This is a genomic window from Ruegeria sp. CDSC054, from assembly GCF_059610645.1.
Map to the genome: position 1 here is coordinate 362,427 of NZ_JBXWOA010000001.1, position 18,217 is coordinate 380,643.

Sequence of the window (18,217 nt, forward strand, 5' to 3'; positions counted from 1 at the left end):
TTCGTGGATCAGACCTGCATGATCTCTGCCTGCTTGGTTTCAAGCGCGGCATCTACGTTCTTGATCATCTGGTCGGTCAGGTCCTGGACTTCGCTTTCCCAGAACTTCTGATCGTCTTCTGACATGCCGTCAGCTTTGGCTTTCTTGATCTGATCCATGCCATCGCGACGGACGTTACGGATCGAAACACGGGCGTGCTCGGCATATTGCCCGGCAACCTTGCCCAGCTCGCGGCGGCGTTCTTCGTTCAATTCGGGGATTGGCAGCATGATGATGGTGCCGTTCAGCTGGGGGTTGATACCCAGACCGCTTTCGCGGATGGCTTTCTCGACCTTGCCGACAAGGCCTTTGTCCCAAACATTCACCGTCACCATGCGTGGCTCGGGGACGTTTACGGTACCGACCTGATTGATCGGGGTCATCGACCCATAAGCGTCAACCATGACCGGTTCCAACATCGAGGCCGACGCGCGGCCCGTCCGCAACGAGGCGAATTCGGTTCTCAGGTTGCCCATCGCGCCTTCCATGCGGCGCTTCAGATCGTCGGTGTCCAGTTCAAAATCGTCAGACATGCTGCTCACTCCCCGTCTTCAGGTGCTGTTTGCATGGCTCATAGTCCATCGCAATTGGGATGTATAGCAATGATGATCTGGAATTGAGCCAATGACCAGAGGTGTTTCTGGCATTTTCGGGTTCTTTCAATGGCAACTGAACCGGCCGACATTGATGTCAGCCGGTTCGACCATGTGCATAGGAATCAACCGTTTACATCGACAACAACACGGCCTTTGACCTGCCCTTTTAGGATATCCGCACCCAATTGAGGCAGATCACTCAGGGTCGCGGGATGAACCATTGCCTCAAGCTTGTCCATCGGCAGGTCGGTTGCGACGCGTTGCCATGCGCGAACCCGGTTGTCATAGGGCTGCATCACACTATCGATGCCCAGCAGGTTGACACCGCGCAACAGGAACGGAATGACGCTGGCAGGCAGCCCTGCCCCTCCGGCCAGACCGACGGCTGCGACTGAGGCACCGTATTTCATCTGACCCAGCACACGGGCCAACATCTCGCCTCCCACCGCGTCAATGCACCCGGCCCAGGACTCGCTTTCCAGCGGGCGTTTCACAGTTTCATTGAGATCCTCGCGCGGGACAATCGTGGTGGCGCCCAGCGATTTCAGATATTCACCCGCCTCTGGTCGGCCTGTCACGGCAGCCACCTCATAGCCCAAATTGGCCAGAATGGCGGTTGCAACCGAACCAACACCGCCAGCGGCCCCGGTAACAAGCACTGGACCATGACCCGGCTGCATGCCTTGATCCTCAAGCGTCATAACCGCCAACATCGCTGTGAAACCGGCCGTGCCCACTGCCATTGCCTGACGCGTGTCCAGACCTTCGGGCAAGGGAACCAGCCAGTCGGCCAGGGCGTTGGCTTTTTGGGAATATCCGCCCCAATGCGCTTCACCCACGCGCCAGCCGGTCAGAACGACCTTGTCGCCCGGCTTATAGCGATCGTCCGAGGACGCCTCGACCGTGCCGCTGTAATCAACGCCGGGCACGTGCGGATAGCTGCGCACCAGCCCGCCGCCCTTCGGCGACATGCAAAGGCCGTCTTTGTAGTTTACGGTTGAATACTCAACAGCGATTGTCACTTCGCCATGGGGCAGATCCCCATCGGAAAGCTTTTTGACCGAAGCGCTTGCCAGTCCGCTGTCTTCGTCCTTATCCATTACCAACGCATTGAACATTTCAACTTTCCTTTCTTTTCAATCAGTCACCAACCTTGGCTGAACTGAAAATTCCCGTTCAAATCCAGAACTTGTCTTGGACGGTTGCGCCACGCATTCCATCCGGAGTTTCTACTTCGATCCGTGTGCCGGGCTCCCAATGGCTCAGTTTGACCATTCCTATGGAGACATTTGTGTTGAAATCAGGGGACCATGCGGCCGACGTGATCTGACCAATCCTCTTGCCGCCCGCAACAATCGGCCAAGGGCGGTCGCATGGTGGCACGGCGTCACCGTCGATTGCGATTGGACGGATTTGCTGAACCGGACCTTCCTTAGCCACGCGCAGCAGCGCGTCTCGGCCAATACACCCGATCGCCGTATGCGTGTTGCAGAACTTGCCCAGTCCGCATTCATGCGGCGTGTTGTCGTCGGTCATATCGTTGCCGTATGACAATAAGCCACCCTCAATCCGTTCGATCAGATTTGGACAGCCCGCACGGACTTGCAGGTCTTCGCCCGCCGCAAACAGCGCATTCCACAAGGGCATACCGATGTCCGAACCCTCGACATAGATTTCGAAACCACCTTGTTTGGAATAACCAGACCGTGCGATTGCGAGTTCACACCCCTCGAACTCGAACTTGTCGAACTTAAAAAAGCGAATGTCACGCACCCGGTCGCCAAAAACACGAGCCAGCAGGTCATTCGCCTTCGGCCCCTGTATCGCCAGAGGAGACACATCGGGTTCGTCGACCAGCACATCCAGACGGTATCCGTTGGCAATGCCCTTAACCCAAAGCAGCAAGTCACTGTCGGCAATCGAAATCCACCACCGATCTTCCGAGAGCTTCACCGCCACAGGATCATTCAGCATTCCGCCTGTTTCATCGACAATGGGAACGTAAAAGCACTGACCGGGCAACATCCTCCGCAGGTCCCGTGGTGTTAGCATCTGCATCAGCCGCGCGGCATCCGGCCCACGCAGTTCGACCTGCCGTTCGCAGGACACATCCCAAACCTGCACATGACTTTTCAGGTGCCGGTAATCCGCCTCAACGGACTCAAAAACAGTGGGCAATAACATACGATTATAGACCGTATATCCTTTAACCCCGGCAGCTTCGACACCCTCAGAAAAAGGTGTTCGTCGCAGGCGACGCGAGAGTGAGATCTGAGCCACTTAAGCCTCCTCAGGCAGAAAAACCAGATCGCTCACCGGTGCGGCCGAACCTGTCTCAGTCAGCATTTGATGCAACTGACCCCGGTGATGTGTTTGGTGGTTGAAGAAATGGATGACGCATTGCGCATACGGTTTCGTGACATCGGCTTCCTTGGCGGCCGAGAACCATGTGAACGGGCCGCACAGGTCCTCGTCATTCAAGGACGCGGCCCATTGGGTAGTCCGCTGGTCAATCTGATCGCGCAGAGGCAACCATTCTGCCAGATCGATGCACAGTGACGGGCTTTCCGGGATGCCGCCGCCGGGACCCTGCCCTTTGTCAAACCGCGACATCCAAATCCAGTCACCCCAAAGCAAATGATTTGCCGTACCCAGGATCGAACCAAAAAACGCTCCGCGTTCGCGGGTCAATTCCTCGTCCGAAAGTGCCGCAAGGAACCCCTTCAACTGACTGTTTTGCCAGTGATTATACCGAGCCATTTCTTGCGCGTAGGCGGCGGCGATCATCACTTTGGTCCGTGCCAGTCAATTGGGCAGATTTCGGCAGATTTTCCTCCAAAATCCCAGACACGGCCGTAGTCGCGCACCTTGGACTTGGTGCCGCGGGCCACGATGATGTCCGGACCCATCCAATATTTCGAGTTTGACACCATGACCGGGTGGTCCGGATCTTTGCCGCCCAGCATCTCGATCTCACCCTGAATTTTGCGGCCAATCGCGATGCGGCGTTTGTTGCCGTCGCGCTCAATCTGAACTGGAGCGCGCTCGGCCCCGATAATCTCGCTGACCAGCATGGTAAACAATCCGGTGGTCCCGCCTGCCTGACCACTGAAGATTTGCAACAGGCCATTGTAAGCCTTGCCGCTTGCCCGTTCGTCAACATAGGCGGCAACTTTCCACTGGCCCTCGCCCATGCGGCCCGGAATATCGACCAGCAACCCGACGTTCAGACCGGACAGATCTTCGCCTTCATAGTGGCCCTCATCAACGATAATTCCCATCCACGCGTGGCAATGCCCCTCGGTCGGAGGATGCGCGCCCAACGAAACCACGCAAGGGCAGAACACATCGCACGAGCAGTTCAGGATCAATTCGCCTTTGATTGCCCAATCTGTCGGGCTCATCTCGCGCCGCTTGGGGTTGGGCATACGGCTATCAATGCGCTGACTAATCGGCAGCTTGTCGGCCTCGGGTTTTCTGTTCTTAGCCATAGGCTTATCCTCCGTAGCTTATTGGATAGACGAGCAGAACAAGACCGCCCGCAATCAATGCAAATCCCATCGGTCGGGTCACTGCGTGCCCAATCTGGGGTAGTTTCTCCAAAACCATGAACAGGGTCGCGAGACCCATCCACAACAGGCTCATGACACCGCCAACAAAACCAAGCGCCATGAAGCCCCAGCAGCAGCCCACACAGAATGCGCCCAGTCCCAGCCCCATGCGCAATCCGCCGGTGAACCCGGTTTTCCAGTGCCCCAGAAAATAGGTCATGGGGGCATGGCAGACGCCATGACAGACCTCTTTCGCGCGGGTGAACTGAAATGCGCCGACGGCGATCATCAAGCCGCCTGCGAAATACCCGGATTTACCAATGCCCAGCATGTCAACGACCCCACCAAACAATAGCGCCAACTGAACACCGGTGATCAAAGCTGCAAAGCCAACCCAGACGACCAGATACCCGGACAGAACACCCAACCAACCTGCGCGCGAGCCATTGGCGCTGCGGATCAGATCGTCATAACTGCGCAACGTCGGCACGAGCGTCGGCAGCATCATAGCCGCCATCATGATTGCCCACATCCAGAACAGCGGGCCAAACTCGGCCATGGGCATATACATGTCCATGCGCGGGTCCATGGCCGCCATGGCCTGACCCATTGGGCCGGGGCGACCGATCCAATCCAGATCCATGTCGCGGCTCATGGTGAACATGACCCACCACGCGGACAGGATCAGGGCATAAAACCCCAGCCAAAATGCAGTGCGTAGAACTGTGCGACTCACGCGCTCCTCCCGACTCAGTCCTTGCTTTTCAAATGTCAGACTTTTAAATGTCAGACAAATAAAAATTCACCGACGGTCCCCGGAATATGAAAATCGACCCAAAAAAACCTGCTGATCTGTCCGCGCAGATCGCTCAGGCCATTCGTGACGCAATCATCTCGGGCGAATTGATCGTGGATGAACGTTTGCCCTCCGAGGCGGAATTGTCCGAGCAATTCCAGGTGTCTCGCCCAACCGTGCGCGAGGCTTTGAAGCGTCTTGCGGCGCAATCCCTGATCCGCACGCAACGTGGTGCAAGCGGTGGTGCATTTGTGAACCGGTTAAGTTTCGAGGGCGCGTATTCCCAACAGATCACGACCTCGACCCTGCTACTGTCGATGAACGCAGTCAGTTTCGACACCGCCTGCGAAGCGCGCTTCGCGCTCGAACGCGCCTGCGCTGCCTTGTCCGCACAGCGCCGTACAGCGGATCAGTTGGCCACCATGCGAGCCGAAGTTCACCGCCAATCCCAACCCGGCCTGACGGATGAGGCATTCTGCGCCTCGGACGTGGCGTTTCACCGGGCGCTGGTTGATGGTGCCGGCAATCCCGTACTGTCTTATCAACTGGCCGGCGCGGTCGAAGCCATGCAGCCGCTGATGAACATGATCACTTTCACAGCGCGGTCCCGGGAAGCAATTATTGCCTTCCACAATCAGATCGCCGACGCGCTGGAAGATCGCGACTCGACCAAAGTGGACGCGACGCTAGTTGAGCTTGAGAGCTACACAAGACAATTGGCGCAAGACGTGGCGCAGCAGCGACGTAATCCGGCGTAAGGAAAATGAAATGACCACCGCTTTGAACGTGATTGCAGCCCTCATGACCATTGGGTTCGGCCTGTTCGGGTTTCTCGCGCCCAGCTTTACCTTGGGTGCGCTGGATCTGAGCACTACAAACAGCAACATGGGGCTGAGCGAGATGCGTGCTTCGGTCGGCGGGCTTTTCGTCGTCACTGGCGTGGCTGTTTTGTTCCTCAACAACCCGATGGCCTACGCCATGTTGGGGGTTGTCTATGCGGGCGCGGCATTGGGCCGGTTCGTTTCGGTTTTTCTGGACAACCCGCCTTTGGTCAAGGCGGCTACTTTTGGTGGAATTGAACTAGTCCTTGCGCTTTGGTTGATACTGGCCAACATCAACAGGGCCACTTAACCCGCTGTAATTGCTTAGCACACCCGATTCAATTCCCAGTTTGCATCTGCTCGCACGCTCACTTATATAGGGTATGTCCTTCGGGACTATGGACATAAACGCGCTCGTAATAAGCGGATCGGACCCGGGGGCGGTACCCGGCGGCTCCACCAACATCCTTCATTTGGGGATCATGGGGCCGAAATAGGATCGACGAACGTCTAAAGGGGTTAGCTTTGTCTCGGCGGGGTGCCACCGTATCGGCCCGAAAAGTACAATTGCAAATGACAATCGTGCTCCGGTTGCAGTTGCTGCGTAAGCAGTAGCAAGACCGAAACTTAAGCCCTTGCGCCTAGCCGCGTAAGGCGGGGTTCGCAGGTACCTGGCAACAGAAACCTGCACTTTCCACTTAAAGTCTGAGTTTTTTGCTGAGCATGTTCATGTTCAGAGTTTTTTCACTATTTGGTCTCATGCTGACCCCAGCAGAATAAGGAGAGCTGGGATGTCGCACGCAGATCTACTCAGAGAGTGGTATTCCGAAGTTTGGGAAAACGGCAATACAGACGCTATTGACCAGTATTTTGCCCCCGAAGCCATGGCCGAAGGGCTTATTCCGGAAATGCAGGTCGGTGCGGATGATTTCCGGGATCTGGTCATGGCCTTTCGCCATATCCTTGGGGACATTCAGGTCGATATGCCCAAAATCATCGAAAACGGCGATTGGGTATCCGCCATCATTCACCTGCGCACAACGCGCGCCGATAATGGTGCCCCGCTTCAAGCCACGGGCAGCGTCATGGGGCGAATTAAAAACGGACGCATGGTTGAAGCGTATAACCAGTTCGATTTCATCTCACTCTTCGAACAGCTCGGCCAGTTCCCGCAGGACACATTGCCTGTGTGTATGACCGGTCAAAGGCTGGATTGGGCTTGACCATATAAGCAATCTTGACCCCCTCAGCGCTTACGCGGTAGCAAGTGCCATGGGGTAAGATTGCGAACACCCCGTGAGGCGTCAGCCCAAGTTTCGCATGTATCCGACGAAACCAGGAGACATGCTGTGCCCGCACCAAACTCGATCACCCCAAAGCAATTGTTAAGACTGATCGGCAAGCCGCAATCCCCCATACTGATCGACATCTGTATGGATGCGGATTTTGAGGCTGACCCCTATCTTATCCCCGGCTCAATACGCCATCCTGCGAAGGATATCGAAGGGCTGGTCAACCTGATCGGTGACCGACCTGCAGTCGTGATTTGCCAGAAAGGCAAGAAGCTCAGCCAGGCCGTCGTCTCGTGGTTGCGAGGCGAAGGTGTAAAAGCCGAGTATCTTGAAGGCGGCATGTTTGCGTGGCGAGACATGCCGGACGCTCCGCGTGTGCCTGCGAAAGCATTGTCGATGCAGCCCAAAGGTTCCCTTTGGGTGACCCGACACCGACCAAAGATCGATCGCATCGCCTGTCCCTGGCTGATCCGGCGATTTGTGGACCCAAATGCCCGGTTCCTGTTTGTTGCCCCGTCGGAAGTCGAAGCCACCGCTGCAATATTTGACGCGACCCCTTTTGACATCGAAGGCGCTCATTGGAGCCACCGGCAAGACAAATGCACCTTTGACACTATGCTGGACGAATTCGCATTGCACACGCCCGCGCTGGATCGGCTTGCAACTGTCATTCGGGGCGCAGACACCAATCGCCATGACCTTGCACCAGAAGCTGCCGGGTTGCTTGCGGTCTCTGTCGGATTGTCCCGGCAATACCGCGACGATCACGAAAACCTTGCTGCGGGAATGCACCTGTATGATGCGCTGTATCGCTGGGCGCGCGACGGGTTTGAAGAACAACACGACTGGCCAATGGATCGCAAGTCATGACCCCGACACTATCGGAGCTGGTCCGTATTTTTGGGCGCATTGGGCTTTTGTCCTTTGGGGGACCGGCGGCGCAAATCTCACTGATGCATCAGGAACTGGTGGAAAAACGCCCGTGGCTGGACGAGCAATCGTATCTGCGGGCGCTATCGCTTTGCATGCTGTTGCCCGGACCCGAGGCCATGCAACTTGCCACATATGCCGGCTGGCGGCTGCGCGGCGTGACTGGAGGGTTGATCGCTGGCGGCCTGTTCGTCATTCCCGGCGCGCTGATCATCGCCGTTTTGGTCGGGCTTTATGCAGCTTTCGGGGACCTGCCACTGGTTCAGGCCGCTTTCCTTGGGGTGAAGGCAACGGTAATCATCATTGTCCTTCAGGCGCTTAGAAACCTGTCGCGCAAAGCCCTGACCGATGTGGAGCACCGGGCAATAGCCGGATTGGGTTTTGTCGCAATCTTTGCCTTTAACCTGCCTTTTCCCTTGATCATTCTGGCCGCAGCGCTTTGGGGGTATCTGAGTCTCAAGGGTGAAGCCAACACCGCCCAAACACCCCCTGCCCCAAATGCGACGCGCCCGCTGCGCACCTGCGCCATCTGGCTGACCCTATGGCTTGGCCCATTGGTGTTGCTGAGCGTTACTGGTCAGAAATTGCTGAGCGATCTCGGGTGGTTCTTTGCCCGCCTGGCCGTTGTTACGTTCGGCGGCGCTTATGCGGTTCTGGCATATATGACCCAAACCGTCGTGGACAAATATCAGTGGATCAGCACAGATCAGATGATTGATGCGCTGGGGCTGGCCGAAACAACGCCGGGACCTCTGATACTGGTGACACAATTTGTGGCCATGCTGACGGGACAGATTTCGGGCGGCATCCCTTTGGCACTTGCCGCCGGCGCGGTGGCACTTTGGGCCACCTTTGTCCCGTGTTTCCTGTGGATCTTCCTAGCCGCACCATATCTGGACCAGCTGGCCGCCCGTCCACGGCTGTCCGCAGCCCTACACGGGATAACAGCAGCGGTTGTCGGCGTGATTCTCAACCTTTCCGTGTGGTTTGCTCTTAACGTTCTTTTCGGAACAATCCCGGAATTGGCATGGGGACCCCTAACCATCCCATGGCCTGAACTTGCGACACTGAACACAAAAGCGCTGGTTTTGACGTTCATGGCCGGGGTGTTGATATTCAAGCTAAAATTCGGCATGGGAATGACCTTGGCCCTGATGGCCGTGGCCGGAGTCGGTTTTCATTTTCTTTGAACAATCCACCCCCTCCCGGTCTTTCGTTTCCGAACGAATCCCCTATGCTTGGGGTAACCACTTTTGAGGATGACACATGTCGCAGGACATTGACTATGGAACCCTGATGCACACCGCCATGCGCGGCCTCATTCAGAAAGTTCTGACCAACGTTTCTGAAAACGGTCTGCCTGGGGCGCATCATTTCTTTATCACGTTCGATACACGACAGGACGGAGTTGAAATAGCTGACTGGTTGCGCGAACGCTATCCCGAAGAAATGACTGTCGTAATGCAGCACTGGTTCGAAAACCTTGAGGTTGGCGACAACGGCTTTGCGATTACGCTGAATTTCGGCGACGCGCCCGAACCTCTTTATATTCCGTACGATGCGATCAAAACCTTCGTGGACCCGTCGGTTGAATTCGGGTTGCGTTTCGAGAGCCCCGAAGACGAAGAAGAGGTTGCGACCCATATCGTTGATGAAACGATTGAGGTTGAGGAAACTCCGGTCCAGCACGACGCGGATGTCGTTTCACTGGACAGTTTCAGAAAGTAAGCTCGGACTTACAAACCCCGCCTCTCGCGGGGTTTACTGTTTTTCGAGGAACGTATCGACCGAGCGGGATTTAATCCCGTTACGGAACCGCGAAAAGGACAGGTTAAGCCCACCGTCGGCCAGCGTGCGATCGAACTGCTGCAGTTCATAGCCACCGTTTTCATCAATGAACAACGAGAAAACCGTCAGAGTCTCGCCCTCGATCCGGCCCCAGACGAACGGTTCACCCTGCATCGGGTCCAGGGGCACCTCGTGACCAAACACATTGCGCTTCATCGCCGCTGAATACACGTCGGACCTGTCAGATTGCTTGAAATCGATCGAGAAGGATTGATCTTTGACCCGGCCGTCCGGCTTATAGGTCGTGGTTTTCCAACTGACGTTGAACCCGTCTTTCGTTTCATGGATCGAAACGCTCATATCGCGTGGGGTTTCTGTACCATCATCGTCAACTAAATTGGCTGAACCGACGTAATCCCCGATAAAGGGCGTGATGTCCCCGGCCTGGGCCTGAAGATTGGAAAAGATAAGCCAGAATACGGCACCCACCGCGAATGCGATAAGCCGCAGCGGATTAACCCCGTTAAATTGCAGCACCTGACCCTCCAGCGTTTTGATCTTGCTATTCTACCCCAGTCACAGGCGCACACAATGGTCCTAGTACCTGTGTATCAAAGAAAAATGCCCCACCCCAACGCCTATACCTTTGGTCGGGTTACGCTTATGGTGCGCGCAACTGGCCGATTGCGCGATGACGCCGTCACGGGTAAACGGCATACGACTGCATACTAGACGGAGTGACCGATGTCCCAGACCCGCACCGAATCCGACAGCTTTGGCCCGTTGGAAGTTCCCGCCGACAAATATTGGGGTGCACAGACTCAACGCTCGATCATGAATTTTCCGATCGGCTGGGAAAAGCAACCCGTCGCTATCGTACGGGCGCTGGGCGTTATAAAAAAGGCCTGCGCGATGGAGAATAAAGCCATCGGCAAGCTGGATGCTGAGATCGCCGATGCCGTCATTCAGGCCGCAAGCGAGGTGATTGAAGGCAAGTTCGATGACAACTTCCCTCTGGTCGTTTGGCAAACCGGTTCTGGCACACAGTCGAACATGAACTCGAATGAGGTCATCGCAAACCGCGCGATTGAGATCATGGGTGGTGTGATCGGTTCAAAAGAACCGGTGCACCCCAACGACCACTGCAACATGGGGCAGTCGTCGAACGACACTTTCCCGACAGCAATGCATATTGCCACAGCGATGAGCGTACGCGACGTGCTCATGCCCGGACTCGAAAAATTTGCGTCGGCACTGGAAGCCAAAGCAAAAGAGTTCGCGGGCATCATCAAAATCGGCCGCACACACACTCAGGATGCGACCCCTTTGACCCTGGAACAGGAATTCGGCGGCTATGCGCACCAGATCCGCCAAGGGATCGCTCGCGTCGAGGCTGCAATGCCCGGCATCTATGAACTGGCGCAAGGCGGCACCGCCGTCGGCACCGGTCTGAACACGCATGATGGCTGGGATGAGGCCGTCGCCAAGAACATGGCTGACATCACTGACCTGCCCTTCGTAACGGCACCGAACAAGTTCGAAGCACTCGCTGCACATGACGCCATGGTGTTCCTGTCAGGCGCGCTGGCGACCATTGCTGGCTCTTGCTACAAAATCGCGAATGACATCCGGTTCCTGGGCTCTGGCCCGCGGTCTGGCTTGGGTGAGCTGATCCTGCCGGAGAATGAGCCGGGTTCGTCGATCATGCCCGGCAAGGTGAACCCGACACAAGCCGAAGCGCTGACTCAGGTGGCCGCGCATGTAATCGGCAACGATGCGGCGATGAAGTTTGCGGGTTCGCAGGGGCATTTCCAGCTGAACGTCTACAACCCGATGATGTCGTACAACTTGCTGCAATCCATTCAGCTGCTGGGCGATGCCACCGACAGCTTTACCGAGCGTATGCTGCTGGGCATCAAGGCCAATGAACCACGCATCGATAAGCTGATGAAGGAATCCCTGATGCTGGTCACGGCGCTGGCCCCGACCATCGGTTACGACAACGCCACTACTGTCGCCAAAACGGCGCATAAGAACGGCACGACCCTCAAGGAAGAGGCCATTGCGCTAGGCTTTGTTGATGAGGAGACATTCGATGCGGTCGTCCGGCCCGAGCACATGATCGGCCCTAAATGATCGCGTGGCGTCAGCCTGCCTGCCTGTGCCTGCTTATTGCGGGCACAGCAACCTCAGCTCAGGCTGACCTGTTCGACCTGATCGACTCTCGGCTGGAATGGATGCAGGACGTTGCTGCGTTCAAACACGCCAATGGCCGCCCGGTCGAAGACCTTGAGCGTGAAAAAGTCGTGATTGACAAAACCTTGGAACAAGCAGCGCTTGCGGGCGTTGACCCGGACAGCGCGCAGCTGTTTTTCCAAGTGCAGATCGAAGCCGCGAAAGAGATTCAATCTTGTTGGATTGAACGGTGGACCGAGGACCAAACCTCTGTTCCCGAAAGCTATGCGGACCTGACAACCGAAGTACGCCCTGCACTGTTAGATCTGGGCGGGCAAATCCTTGAGACATTGTCGGATCAACCACCGGTCTCAACTACATCGCAGGCCGATTTTCTGGACACCGTGAATGTCGAATGCCTTTCAGATGACAGCCGTGCGGAATTATTCGATAGTCTGACCAAAGTGAGACATGCGCAATGACGGAACCGGTCAATCTGAACAAATATCGAAAAGAAAAAGCGCGGACCGAAAACAAGGCCCGCGCTGATCAAAATGCAGTTGCTTTTGGCCGCACCAAGGCCGAAAAGGATCTGGCAAAAAAGCAGCAACACAAGCTGAACCAAGACCACGAAGGCCGTAAGTTGGACAAATGAGCGGACGCCCGGTCAAACGATCCCTGACGCTGAAAGGCCATCGGACGTCCGTATCGTTGGAAGATGAATTCTGGCAGGCGTTCCGGACCATTTCCAAGGAAAAAAACCTACCGATCAACGCTCTGGCGGCCGAAATTGATGTCGAGCGTGACCCGGACATCGGACTTGCATCGGCCATACGGGTTTTCATTCTGAACTGGTATCAATCCAAGTAAATCAGTCTTGCTCTGACATCCAGAAACCGCTTACAGTAAGGGGGAACAAAAGGAGTACGAAGCGGTGGTTGATACAGTTCTAGGTCCAGACGGAAAACCACGCTGCGCGTGGTGTCAGGCCGCGCCCGAATTCTTTGACTACCACGATCAGGAATGGGGGTATCCGGTTGGCAATGACCAGCGTCTGTTCGAAAAGCTATGCCTCGAAAGCTTTCAATCCGGTCTAAGCTGGCGCACGATTTTGTCCAAGCGCGAGAACTTTCGGAAAGCTTTCAAAGCTTTTGATATCAACGCAGTAGCCGCGTTTGATGATGCAGATACAAAGCGCTTGCTACAAGATGCAGGAATTGTGCGACATCGTGGAAAGATCGAGGCCGTGATTAACAACGCACGCCGCGCGCAAGAGTTAATCGCTGCCGAAGGGTCTCTGGCCGCATATGTGTGGCGATACGAGGCCGACTCACCGCCTGCCCCGCAAACCGCTTCAACGTCGCCGGAATCTGTGGCGATGTCGAAAGACCTGAAAAAACGGGGCTGGAAGTTTGTCGGGCCGACGACCGTGTTTGCCTTTATGCAGGCAATGGGGCTGTTGAATGATCACGCCGAAGGTTGCGTCATGCGTGAAAAAGCGGCGCAGTTGCGCCGCGAATTCACCAAACCCCAATAGTGTTTAGACTGACGCTCGGAAAATCTTGTCGATGTTTCCGCCCAGGGCTGCATTGAACTCTGCGTCTGATTGCTTTTTTGACAATCCTTCGGTCAGCGCGCGCGAGAAGGACGCGATCATCTTACCGTTCTGGCCAAGCAAATCGCAGGCCTGTTCCGTCGAATAACCGCCCGACAGTGCAACCACACGCAGAACACGCGGATGATCGGCCAATTCATCATACAGGTTGGCCTGGCTGGGGATCGTCAACTTGAGCATTACGTCCTGTCCCTCAGCCAACTGATCAAGGTTCTTCAGGATTTCGGCCTTCAGGATGTCTTCGGCTTGGGCTTTGGTGGCGGAGTTGATGTTCACCTCGGGCTCAACAATTGGAACCATTCCGGCAGCCACAACTTCGCGCGCAACGTCGAACTGTTGTGCAACAACTGCCGCGATTCCTTCCGCGTTGGCCTCATGAATGACCGAGCGCTCCTTGGTGCCAAAAACACCGTTGGCCTTGGCCAGTGTCTCGGCCAGACCCGGAATGGGTTTCATCAACTGAACGCCATTCGCTTCGTCTTCCAAGCCTTTGTCAATCTTGAGGAAAGGTACAATGCCTTTCACTGACCACAAATAGTCCGCGACCTTCTGACCATCAATTAGCTCCCCCAGAGTGCGTTCGAACAGGATCGCGCCGATCACTTTGTCCTTGGTGAAATCGTCCGCTAGAATGATCCGCGCGCGCATTTTCTGGATTTCACCGAACATCTCTTCGTCCGAGCTGTATTCAGATGCGTCCACGCCATAAAGCGCCAGCGCCTTGGGGGTCGAGCCGCCGCTTTGATCCAATGCTGCGATGAATCCTGCGCCGTTGGACATTTGTGTGCGCTGTTCTGCTGATGACATAAGACTTTCCCGTTCAAAATGATTCCGCGATTTCAAACCGCATACAGCAAGGCGTGAAAGGATGGTAGTTTGTTAGCGCTCAACCAAGCGCAACCAAATTCCATCTTTCGACCGAACGGTCAAATGTGCGACTGGAACCGGCGTTTGTCCCGCGACCAACTCGAACCGGAAGTGTCGCAACAACATAGATAACAGAAGCGGCCCCTCGATCATGGCGAACCCGGCACCGGGACATACGCGGGAACCTGTCGAGAATGGAATGTACGCGTTGCGCTGACAGGTCTTTCCATTCTCAGTTCCCCACCGGGTCGGATCGAACTCGTCGGGACGTTCCCAGAGCCTTTCCTGCCGATGCAGATGCCACGGGCTGATCACGATTTGCGACCCTTCGGAGACAGCCCTGTTGCGGAAACGTTCGGGGCATTTCGCTTCACGAACCATCATCGGCACGGGCGGGTAAAGCCGCAGCGCTTCGCGGAACACATCCCGGCTAAGCTTTAGCCGCGACATTACAGAAAAATCGGGCGTGTCGAGCGCCGCAGCTTCCTCGGCCAGGCTGTCCTGCCATTCAGGATACATGGCCATCAGGTACAACGTCCACGCCAGTGCGGACGCGCTGGTTTCGTGCCCGGCAAGAAAGAAAATCGCCACCTGATCGACCATTTCCTGCGTGCCAAACCCACGCCCGGTTTCGGGATCACGCGTGGTCATGATCTTGGTTGCCAGATCATCCGGTGCGCCACCACGAGCGATCAGTTCAGCCCGACCCGCCGTAAGACGCCGGATTAGCGCCCTGATATCCTTTGCATTCTTCTTGGTGCGTCTTGAATGCAATCGCGGCAACCATTTTGGCAGAGGGAAAAAGGCCGCAATGTTCAGAATGGGTTGTTCACGCTGATAGCTGCGAAACTTGTCAAAAACCCGAGCGGCAATTTCGTGTTCGATGGGCACAGAAAACAAGGTGCGAAAAATGACATCCGCCGCGATATGGTTGGTGACCTCGTCAAACTCAACGACACCACCTGACTGCGGACGCAACCGATCCACCGCTGCTTGACCAGCCGCATGCATTGCCGGAAAGGTATCTTTCAAACGGCCGCCTTCGAACGCGGGATCAATGATCCTGCGCTGCCTCTTCCAGGTGTCCCCATTGGTCAGGAAGACAGAGTCCCCCAGCAACGGACGCAGCCCCTCACTTATGCGGTTAGATTTGGGAAAGTCATCAGGGCGTTTTTTCAGAACTGTGTCGATCAATTCTGGCTGATTTACCAAGTATGATCGAAAGAACGGCGTGCGAAATTCGGCCATCCAGGCGCGGTACAGCCTATGGGGTTGAGCTGACAGAATGTCCTTGCGAAACAACCTCAGATACCGCCAAAGCGATACTTTATCAGGGCGCGAAGTTGGCTTGGGCGGCGTCATGCCTTCACCGAGATGTATTTTGAGACCGGCTTATCCATCCGCGATTTCGACGGTGCCCGCCCCTCAAACCTCTGACCTAAGGTTTGAGGCCCGGCAGTTATACGAAAATAGTCATACCGATCGGGCTTGTCGAACGCGCAAAGATACTGGAAATGCAGGCGGAAGAATTTCCATCGCAAGTTCTTCCAGCGTTCGGGGGACAGGGTCTGTGTAAAGGCCGCAGACAGAACCAGCGGCCATTTCTTTTCGGCGGTTGCGACACCGCTGACAGAAACCGGATCGCACAGCGCAAAAGAACAGCCATCGCCGGGGGCCGAGACGTCGACCCAGGTGAGGCCTTCCTGCGTGGACAAGAATTGCAAGTCTGCCCTCAAACCCTGCGCCTCGGGCAGAAAAGATACCATCGGCACGACCTGTCCCAATGTCAGGAACGAAAATACAGGGCCGTCATCACGTTGACTGAAATCGCGGATAACATCGGCCAGAACGCTGACACCCAGATGGGCCCCTGAGCTATGCCCGACGACCAGCACCTCGTCTGCGTCTGAATTCAGCGCCTCTTGGATCAACGCACCGAATGCACGCAGGCGATTGCGCAATTCAACTGGCGTCGCCCCTTTGAGTTTTGCGGAATAGGCATAATCATGCATCAGGTAATAGGCAAAAAGCTGACCGTCTTGCTGGCGAAACCAGCGCAACAGACCGTAAGCGGCCACAACCGCAAGGATTACGCCCATCCAGCCGATAAACGGCATCAAAACCCATGTCATGGCCCCGGCTAGCAAGATCGCCAACAGCATTTGAGCCAGCAACATTCCAACCGGATATAGTGCGGCAACCACCGGCCCCTTGCGCAACCGCATCAGGCGCCACAGTGTTCCTGACGACATATAGATCCACGCGGTCCGCACCAGTTGCAGATAGGTCGCTGGGATCGAGTTGGACATGCTGTCACGAACCAGGTCCGACCAGACAAGAACATCCACATCAACCTGAACTTCGACCCCGTCCTGACGTGAAGTGACATGCCACCCATAGGGGCCATCGCCAGACTTGGCGGACGTCGAAATTTCATAGCCGGAAATCTCGGCCTGCAGCTTGCCTTCGGTTCGGTACAGTTCCCGATACCGCCGCGGCGGAATCGGGTCGTAGCCGGGTATATAGAATACCCGGCGTTTACACACCCGAGGTTGATTTTTCTGACTGCTCATGGCCTTACCTTCTGCAGCGCAGGTTAACGCAGGCTAAGCGCCAAGGTAAGTCAGATCAGCAGATCATCCGAAATTCGCCAGCGCCGGGAATGTCTCTAACAGCCACCAGCTGAATTCAGTGAACAGACCGGTGATCAGCATGATGCCCACGAACAGTAACAAGCCACCCATCACCTTTTCGATCGTGCCCATGTATGGCTTGATCCGATTCATCACCGACATCGACCGGTTCAGGAACATCGCAGCCAGCAGGAATGGAATACCCAGGCCCGCCGCATAGACGCCCAACAACAGGGTTCCCCGCGCGACCGAGGTCTCGGACGCGGCCAGCGACAAGATCGCCCCCAGCTGCGGCCCAATGCACGGTGTCCAGCCAAACGCAAAGGCCAGACCAAGGATATAAGCGCCAAACACAGATCCACCAGAATCACCGGTCTCAATCCGCGCCTCGCGGTCCAGAAACGGGATACGGAAGACGTTCAGAAAATGCAGGCCAAAGACAATGACCACTGCACCAGAGATCTTTGCGAATAACACCTGGTTCTGCAGGACAAACACCCCGAAGGCAGAAGCGGTGAAGCCCAGCAACAAAAACACCGTAGACAGGCCCAGAACAAAGAACAGGGCGGCCAAGGTTGCCTTGCGGCGTGCTTTCGCCTCATCCTGCATCTCGTTGATCGTCACACCGCTCATATAAGCCAGGTACGGCGGAACGATGGGCAGAACGCAGGGCGACAGAAAGCTGATCAGCCCGCCCAGCATCGCGATGAACATGGCAGGCAGCAGGCCCGCGTCTATGATATCTATTCCGAACATGTTCAAGCACATATGGTATGAGGCGGCCAACGTCACGGGGCCAATCGGTCACATCCTCGTGGTTGCACGCTGGACACCCCGCCAAAGTGGAAATATCTGAACCTTATGTCAAATCCGTCAGAAACACTCGATGCGCTGGGTCTGTTGTGCCCTCTGCCCGTCCTCAAAGCGCGCAAGCGTTTGAAATCCATGCCTGCGGGGGCCGTTTTGCGCGTGCTGGCAGATGATCCTGCCGCCATAATTGATGTCCCGCATTTCTGCTCTGAGAGCGGGCACCAATTGCTGTCGCAGGAAGACGCAGACGGCCATCAGATCTATATGATCCAGAAATCTCACTAAGATCGGCCCAAAAGAAAAA

23 protein-coding genes and 1 other RNA gene are annotated in these 18,217 nt (G+C 55.9%); 13 read left to right on the top strand and 11 right to left on the bottom strand.

Annotated elements, in window-relative coordinates:
• Window positions 1-8: 8 nt before the first annotated feature.
• The 6 genes from frr to AC2FGC_RS01820 form a co-directional block, all read right to left on the bottom strand.
• The gene (gene frr / locus AC2FGC_RS01795) at window positions 9-572 is read right to left on the bottom strand and encodes a ribosome recycling factor (RefSeq protein ID WP_496722742.1); all 564 of its coding nucleotides are present in this window, start codon (window positions 570-572) and stop codon (window positions 9-11) included.
• 185 nt (window positions 573-757) lie between these two features.
• Window positions 758-1,753 carry an acryloyl-CoA reductase gene (acuI, locus tag AC2FGC_RS01800; RefSeq protein ID WP_496781326.1) on the bottom strand — a complete coding sequence of 332 codons (996 nt, stop codon included), beginning with the start codon at window positions 1,751-1,753 and terminating at the stop codon, window positions 758-760.
• Window positions 1,754-1,811: 58 nt separating this feature from the next.
• Window positions 1,812-2,915, bottom strand: coding sequence for a dimethylsulfoniopropionate demethylase (locus tag AC2FGC_RS01805; RefSeq protein WP_496781327.1), 1,104 nt, complete (start codon window positions 2,913-2,915; stop codon window positions 1,812-1,814).
• A complete protein-coding gene (locus AC2FGC_RS01810) occupies window positions 2,916-3,422 on the bottom strand; it encodes a DinB family protein (protein ID WP_496722734.1) in 507 nt (168 codons plus the stop codon). It lies immediately after the preceding gene.
• Window positions 3,422-4,126, bottom strand: a complete 705-nt coding sequence (locus tag AC2FGC_RS01815) for a DUF1326 domain-containing protein (RefSeq protein ID WP_496722732.1) — start codon at window positions 4,124-4,126, stop codon at window positions 3,422-3,424. The genes AC2FGC_RS01810 and AC2FGC_RS01815 overlap by 1 nt, the downstream gene beginning before the upstream one ends.
• A gap of 4 nt (window positions 4,127-4,130) precedes the next feature.
• Window positions 4,131-4,922, bottom strand: coding sequence for a DUF2182 domain-containing protein (locus AC2FGC_RS01820; RefSeq protein WP_058277885.1), 792 nt, complete (start codon window positions 4,920-4,922; stop codon window positions 4,131-4,133).
• An 86-nt stretch (window positions 4,923-5,008) separates the two neighbouring features.
• On the opposite strand from AC2FGC_RS01820, the gene AC2FGC_RS01825 reads away from it, so the two are divergent.
• From AC2FGC_RS01825 to AC2FGC_RS01855, 7 genes are all read left to right on the top strand, one after another.
• A complete protein-coding gene (locus AC2FGC_RS01825) occupies window positions 5,009-5,740 on the top strand; it encodes a FadR/GntR family transcriptional regulator (RefSeq protein ID WP_058271561.1) in 732 nt (243 codons plus the stop codon).
• Window positions 5,741-5,750: 10 nt separating this feature from the next.
• Complete coding sequence (locus AC2FGC_RS01830) at window positions 5,751-6,113, top strand: DUF4345 family protein (RefSeq protein WP_496722729.1); 363 nt, start codon at window positions 5,751-5,753, stop codon at window positions 6,111-6,113.
• A gap of 36 nt (window positions 6,114-6,149) precedes the next feature.
• Window positions 6,150-6,495, top strand: a transfer-messenger RNA (tmRNA) gene (gene ssrA / locus AC2FGC_RS01835).
• 99 nt (window positions 6,496-6,594) lie between these two features.
• On the top strand, window positions 6,595-7,026 hold the full coding sequence (locus AC2FGC_RS01840; protein WP_282168355.1) for an ester cyclase: 432 nt from the start codon (window positions 6,595-6,597) through the stop codon (window positions 7,024-7,026).
• A 126-nt stretch (window positions 7,027-7,152) separates the two neighbouring features.
• Window positions 7,153-7,965: a chromate resistance protein ChrB domain-containing protein gene (locus AC2FGC_RS01845; protein WP_496781328.1), complete on the top strand. Its 813-nt coding sequence runs from the start codon at window positions 7,153-7,155 to the stop codon at window positions 7,963-7,965.
• Window positions 7,962-9,215, top strand: coding sequence for a chromate efflux transporter (gene chrA, locus AC2FGC_RS01850; RefSeq protein ID WP_496781329.1), 1,254 nt, complete (start codon window positions 7,962-7,964; stop codon window positions 9,213-9,215). Before AC2FGC_RS01845 ends, chrA begins: the two co-directional genes overlap by 4 nt.
• Window positions 9,216-9,291: 76 nt before the next feature.
• A complete protein-coding gene (locus AC2FGC_RS01855; RefSeq protein WP_496781330.1) occupies window positions 9,292-9,753 on the top strand; it encodes an SspB family protein in 462 nt (153 codons plus the stop codon).
• 33 nt (window positions 9,754-9,786) lie between these two features.
• On the opposite strand, the gene AC2FGC_RS01860 is transcribed toward AC2FGC_RS01855, so the two are convergent.
• Window positions 9,787-10,350, bottom strand: coding sequence for a hypothetical protein (locus tag AC2FGC_RS01860; protein ID WP_496781331.1), 564 nt, complete (start codon window positions 10,348-10,350; stop codon window positions 9,787-9,789).
• Window positions 10,351-10,557: 207 nt separating this feature from the next.
• Here AC2FGC_RS01860 and fumC point away from each other — a divergent pair, with 207 nt between their 5' ends.
• The 5 genes from fumC (at window position 10,558) to AC2FGC_RS01885 (ending at window position 13,525) form a co-directional block, all read left to right on the top strand.
• On the top strand, window positions 10,558-11,949 hold the full coding sequence (gene fumC, locus AC2FGC_RS01865) for a class II fumarate hydratase (protein WP_496722720.1): 1,392 nt from the start codon (window positions 10,558-10,560) through the stop codon (window positions 11,947-11,949).
• Window positions 11,946-12,470, top strand: coding sequence for a gamma subclass chorismate mutase AroQ (gene aroQ / locus AC2FGC_RS01870; RefSeq protein ID WP_496722717.1), 525 nt, complete (start codon window positions 11,946-11,948; stop codon window positions 12,468-12,470). Before fumC ends, aroQ begins: the two co-directional genes overlap by 4 nt.
• Window positions 12,467-12,643 (top strand): DUF4169 family protein, encoded by a 177-nt coding sequence (locus AC2FGC_RS01875; protein ID WP_109311564.1) that lies wholly within the window; start codon window positions 12,467-12,469, stop codon window positions 12,641-12,643. Before aroQ ends, AC2FGC_RS01875 begins: the two co-directional genes overlap by 4 nt.
• On the top strand, window positions 12,640-12,858 hold the full coding sequence (locus AC2FGC_RS01880) for a ribbon-helix-helix domain-containing protein (RefSeq protein ID WP_496722714.1): 219 nt from the start codon (window positions 12,640-12,642) through the stop codon (window positions 12,856-12,858). Before AC2FGC_RS01875 ends, AC2FGC_RS01880 begins: the two co-directional genes overlap by 4 nt.
• 64 nt (window positions 12,859-12,922) lie before the next feature.
• Complete coding sequence (locus tag AC2FGC_RS01885) at window positions 12,923-13,525, top strand: DNA-3-methyladenine glycosylase I (protein ID WP_496722712.1); 603 nt, start codon at window positions 12,923-12,925, stop codon at window positions 13,523-13,525.
• Between the two features lie 3 nt (window positions 13,526-13,528).
• Here AC2FGC_RS01885 and AC2FGC_RS01890 read toward each other — a convergent pair whose 3' ends face one another.
• The 4 genes from AC2FGC_RS01890 to AC2FGC_RS01905 all read right to left on the bottom strand — a co-directional run bounded on the left by AC2FGC_RS01890 (window position 13,529) and on the right by AC2FGC_RS01905 (window position 17,859).
• Entirely contained in the window at window positions 13,529-14,410 is an 882-nt protein-coding gene (locus AC2FGC_RS01890; protein WP_496722710.1) for a fructose bisphosphate aldolase, read from the bottom strand.
• Between the two features lie 72 nt (window positions 14,411-14,482).
• Window positions 14,483-15,832 carry a cytochrome P450 gene (locus AC2FGC_RS01895; RefSeq protein ID WP_496781332.1) on the bottom strand — a complete coding sequence of 450 codons (1,350 nt, stop codon included), beginning with the start codon at window positions 15,830-15,832 and terminating at the stop codon, window positions 14,483-14,485.
• Window positions 15,829-17,043: a hypothetical protein gene (locus tag AC2FGC_RS01900; protein WP_496781333.1), complete on the bottom strand. Its 1,215-nt coding sequence runs from the start codon at window positions 17,041-17,043 to the stop codon at window positions 15,829-15,831. The genes AC2FGC_RS01895 and AC2FGC_RS01900 overlap by 4 nt, the downstream gene beginning before the upstream one ends.
• 63 nt (window positions 17,044-17,106) lie before the next feature.
• Window positions 17,107-17,859 (bottom strand): cytochrome c biogenesis CcdA family protein, encoded by a 753-nt coding sequence (locus AC2FGC_RS01905; protein WP_496722705.1) that lies wholly within the window; start codon window positions 17,857-17,859, stop codon window positions 17,107-17,109.
• 105 nt (window positions 17,860-17,964) lie between these two features.
• Here AC2FGC_RS01905 and AC2FGC_RS01910 point away from each other — a divergent pair, with 105 nt between their 5' ends.
• The gene (locus AC2FGC_RS01910; RefSeq protein ID WP_496722703.1) at window positions 17,965-18,198 is read left to right on the top strand and encodes a sulfurtransferase TusA family protein; all 234 of its coding nucleotides are present in this window, start codon (window positions 17,965-17,967) and stop codon (window positions 18,196-18,198) included.
• The last annotated feature ends 19 nt before the right edge of the window (window positions 18,199-18,217 follow it).

Excerpts from the sequence above, each read along its gene's own strand:
- frr (WP_496722742.1), bottom strand. The coding sequence starts at position 572 with ATGTCTGACGATTTTGAACTGGACACCGACGATCTGAAGCGCCGCATG.
- acuI (WP_496781326.1), bottom strand. The coding sequence starts at position 1,753 with ATGTTCAATGCGTTGGTAATGGATAAGGACGAAGACAGCGGACTGGCA.
- AC2FGC_RS01810 (WP_496722734.1), bottom strand. The coding sequence starts at position 3,422 with ATGATCGCCGCCGCCTACGCGCAAGAAATGGCTCGGTATAATCACTGG.
- AC2FGC_RS01815 (WP_496722732.1), bottom strand. The coding sequence starts at position 4,126 with ATGGCTAAGAACAGAAAACCCGAGGCCGACAAGCTGCCGATTAGTCAG.
- AC2FGC_RS01825 (WP_058271561.1), top strand. The coding sequence starts at position 5,009 with ATGAAAATCGACCCAAAAAAACCTGCTGATCTGTCCGCGCAGATCGCT.
- AC2FGC_RS01830 (WP_496722729.1), top strand. The coding sequence starts at position 5,751 with ATGACCACCGCTTTGAACGTGATTGCAGCCCTCATGACCATTGGGTTC.
- AC2FGC_RS01840 (WP_282168355.1), top strand. The coding sequence starts at position 6,595 with ATGTCGCACGCAGATCTACTCAGAGAGTGGTATTCCGAAGTTTGGGAA.
- chrA (WP_496781329.1), top strand. The coding sequence starts at position 7,962 with ATGACCCCGACACTATCGGAGCTGGTCCGTATTTTTGGGCGCATTGGG.
- AC2FGC_RS01855 (WP_496781330.1), top strand. The coding sequence starts at position 9,292 with ATGTCGCAGGACATTGACTATGGAACCCTGATGCACACCGCCATGCGC.
- fumC (WP_496722720.1), top strand. The coding sequence starts at position 10,558 with ATGTCCCAGACCCGCACCGAATCCGACAGCTTTGGCCCGTTGGAAGTT.
- aroQ (WP_496722717.1), top strand. The coding sequence starts at position 11,946 with ATGATCGCGTGGCGTCAGCCTGCCTGCCTGTGCCTGCTTATTGCGGGC.
- AC2FGC_RS01875 (WP_109311564.1), top strand. The coding sequence starts at position 12,467 with ATGACGGAACCGGTCAATCTGAACAAATATCGAAAAGAAAAAGCGCGG.
- AC2FGC_RS01880 (WP_496722714.1), top strand. The coding sequence starts at position 12,640 with ATGAGCGGACGCCCGGTCAAACGATCCCTGACGCTGAAAGGCCATCGG.
- AC2FGC_RS01890 (WP_496722710.1), bottom strand. The coding sequence starts at position 14,410 with ATGTCATCAGCAGAACAGCGCACACAAATGTCCAACGGCGCAGGATTC.
- AC2FGC_RS01895 (WP_496781332.1), bottom strand. The coding sequence starts at position 15,832 with ATGACGCCGCCCAAGCCAACTTCGCGCCCTGATAAAGTATCGCTTTGG.
- AC2FGC_RS01900 (WP_496781333.1), bottom strand. The coding sequence starts at position 17,043 with ATGAGCAGTCAGAAAAATCAACCTCGGGTGTGTAAACGCCGGGTATTC.
- AC2FGC_RS01905 (WP_496722705.1), bottom strand. The coding sequence starts at position 17,859 with ATGTTCGGAATAGATATCATAGACGCGGGCCTGCTGCCTGCCATGTTC.
- AC2FGC_RS01910 (WP_496722703.1), top strand. The coding sequence starts at position 17,965 with ATGTCAAATCCGTCAGAAACACTCGATGCGCTGGGTCTGTTGTGCCCT.